The organism is Massilimicrobiota sp. mt181 (assembly GCF_055420065.1).
Window position 1 is genome coordinate 1 of record NZ_JBVAYN010000056.1, and the last position, 1,998, is coordinate 1,998.

Genomic DNA, 1,998 nt, shown 5'->3' on the forward strand with positions numbered 1-1,998 from the left:
ATATAGGAAAGGGAGTGATGAGGGTGATTCATAATATTGAAAGAGGAGAGATTTATCTTGCAAATCTTAATCCTTCAATAGGTAGTGAGCAAAGTGGGATAAGACCAGTTTTGATTATTCAAAATGATATGGGCAATTATTATAGTCATACAACTATTATTGCAACTATTACGTCTAATGATAAACATAAATCCAAATTGCCAACACATTTTTTTATTAGGTCAAGAGATGCTTTAACAAAAGATTCAGTTGTATTATTGGAACAAATAAGAACTATTGATAAAGCTAGATTGATCCGAAAACTAGGGAAGTTGAATGGTAGAGAACTGAATTTAGTAGATAAATGTATGTTAATAAGTTTAGGTATATATAAGTAATGGAAATGGAGTGAATACAAGTGGAAAGTAATATGTTTGTTTTTTCAGGTGCAAATGTACCTATTTCAGAAGTCGCAAGGATAATGAAGAAGGATAAGCAATTTGTTAGAGTTGGCATCCAAGAAAATTGGTTGCCTATAGGAGTAGCATATAAAAAAGAAGGATCTAATGAGTATTCATATTATGTTTCGCCGAAAAAATTATATGAATATACTGGATATATTTATAAAAAATAATGATGCAAATAAAAAAATCGCACATTTCTCTTTTATGCAACTTTCGTTTATCATTTGTTTGGAAGGGGAGATTGAAATGAAATTACCAAATGGTTACGGAAGTGTTTATAGATTAAAAGGGACTCGCAGAAACTCTTATAGAGTTGTTATTTCTCAAGGATATAGTCTTGAAAATGGTAATGTAAAATTAAAAAGAACAACTTTAGGATATTATTCTACTAAAAAAGAAGCATTAGAAGCATTAACAAATTATCATGAAAATCCATATGATATAAAAGCAGAAACAATGACTTTTCAGGAATTGTATATGAGATGGAGTGAAGATCATTTTAAAACATTATCTAACAAATCATCCATTCGAACATATAAAGCAGCTTTCAATCATTCTAAACCTTTACACAATATGAGATTCAAAGATATTCGACCTAATCATCTAGAAGGAGTCATAGAAAATGCAGAGGTTGGAAATGCAACAAAATCTAGAATGAAATCAATGTATAATTTGATGTATAGATATGCCATCAAATATGACATTATTGATAAAAATTATGCAGAGTTGTGTAATTCAGTCAAGGTTAACAAGAAGAATATAAAAGTACCATTTACAGTTGAAGAGGTTCATAAGCTATGGGAATTTGTTAATAAAGTTCCTTTTGTTGATATGGTCCTTATAGGTATTTATTCGGGGTTTAGACCTTTTGAATTGACAATGATAAAAACAAAGAATGTCCATCTTAATGAGGGGTATATTATAGGAGGTACAAAAACGAGTGCAGGAAGAAATAGGATAGTTCCTATTCATCCTCAAATCGAGTCACTTATAAGAAAACGATATGATGAAGAAAATGAATATCTATTTTCAGATTATAACATCTTTACACGAGAAATATCTCCTCTTACTTATGATAAATATAGAGGAAGATTTAGAAAAGTGATGTCAGCAGTTAATATGAATCATACACCTCATGAAACAAGACATACTTTCATTACGCAAGCAAAATATTGTAAAGTCAATGAATATATTCTTAAAAAGATTGTAGGACATGAAATTAGGGATGTAACTGAAGCGGTTTATACACATAGAAATATTGAAGATTTAAAGAAGGAAATAGTCAAAGTCAAATATTAGATTTTGGCTTTTTTATTACATGAATTTATTGATTTGTGTGCAACCTGTGTGCAATAGATTCGTAAGGTGTTTCAAAAGAACGCTTCCAAAACGCACCAACAGACTTGTGAAAACGTATATATATCAATGGGTTACAGCTGTGCAACGTGTGTGTAATTTGTGTGCAACAGTGTGTGCAACCTGTGTGCAACGTGTGTGCAACCAAAAAAATCTGTCGAAATCTCACAAAATCTCAGCTGATTTTATTAGAAAATCC

The 1,998-nt window shown here is 30.5% G+C and carries 3 protein-coding genes; all 3 read left to right on the forward strand.

Translation table 11 applies throughout. From position 1 onward, the window contains the following. On the forward strand, nt 1-377 hold a 377-nt coding region (locus ACZYT4_RS13970; protein ID WP_463786954.1), incomplete at its 5' end, for a type II toxin-antitoxin system PemK/MazF family toxin. Nucleotides 378-397: 20 nt separating this feature from the next. Continuing rightward, entirely contained in the window at nt 398-613 is a 216-nt protein-coding gene (locus ACZYT4_RS13975) for a hypothetical protein (protein WP_463786958.1), read from the forward strand. Between the two features lie 76 nt (nt 614-689). Then, nucleotides 690-1,742 carry a tyrosine-type recombinase/integrase gene (locus tag ACZYT4_RS13980; protein ID WP_463786959.1) on the forward strand — a complete coding sequence of 351 codons (1,053 nt, stop codon included), beginning with the start codon at nt 690-692 and terminating at the stop codon, nt 1,740-1,742. Nucleotides 1,743-1,998: the final 256 nt, after the last annotated feature.

What these genes read in the sequence shown, in the direction of transcription:
- ACZYT4_RS13980 (WP_463786959.1), top strand. Translation starts at nt 690, where the DNA reads ATGAAATTACCAAATGGTTACGGAAGTGTTTATAGATTAAAAGGGACT.